Origin of the sequence: Sphingobium sp. ba1 (assembly GCF_000743655.1) — a bacterium.
In the GTDB taxonomy this organism is placed as follows: domain Bacteria; phylum Pseudomonadota; class Alphaproteobacteria; order Sphingomonadales; family Sphingomonadaceae; genus Sphingobium.
Genome location: NZ_JPPQ01000071.1, coordinates 3,271 through 3,977, shown reverse-complemented (window position 1 = coordinate 3,977; position 707 = coordinate 3,271). Strand labels below are relative to the sequence as shown.

The 707-nt window shown below is 56.9% G+C and carries 1 protein-coding gene; it reads left to right on the top strand.

Going from position 1 to position 707, the window contains the following annotated elements; translation table 11 throughout:
* Window positions 1-527: 527 nt before the first annotated feature.
* On the top strand, window positions 528-707 hold a 180-nt coding region (locus tag IL54_RS25510), incomplete at its 3' end, for a hypothetical protein (protein ID WP_237748965.1).

The following is a 707-nucleotide window of genomic DNA, read 5'->3' as shown; positions in this document are numbered from 1 at the left end:
GCGGGGATCCATCTCCGGACCTAAAATCAAGACGATAAGGTGGGAGATGGATTCCCGCCTTCGCGGGAATGACGATGATTCGTAAGCGATCCGCATTTCGCAACGATCCCCCGGCGGGGGAGGTGGCTGGCGCAGCCAGACGGAGGGGTGTCCAGCTATTAATCTAGAGCATGATGACTTTGAGTCGCATCACTCCGTTCGCCCTGAGTAGGGGCTGAGCTTGTCGAAGACCCGTATCGAAGGGTCGGCTGCGCTTTATATCCTTCGATACGCCATTTGCCCTTCGGTCGTCTGCGACTCCGACTTCGCTCAATGCCTGTCCTTGCATATTGGGGTTGGCATTTATTTCAGCCTTGGTTGAATTGGTGCCGACCTGTCTGGTGTCATGACCCCGGACAGGTCGGAGCGGATAGGCTGTGCCTGTCCTTGGGCATAAAGCTCGCGATCCTCAGCAAAGCCGTCCGCTCCATCCATGATCGTCTCGAACGGTTGCCTGAGCCTTGAGCTCGTATGCAAGGTGGAGAAACATGATGTCGAACCAATATGTTGCCGTCGATGTATCTAAGGCGGCACTCGATATTGCCTTACCGGGGGCTAACGGGGTTTGGCGCCGTACCAATTCGGTGGCGGGGATCGCGGCTTTAAGAAGGCGGCTCGCGACCCTTGAACATCCCCATATCGTCTGCGAGGCAACAGGCCGCTATGGC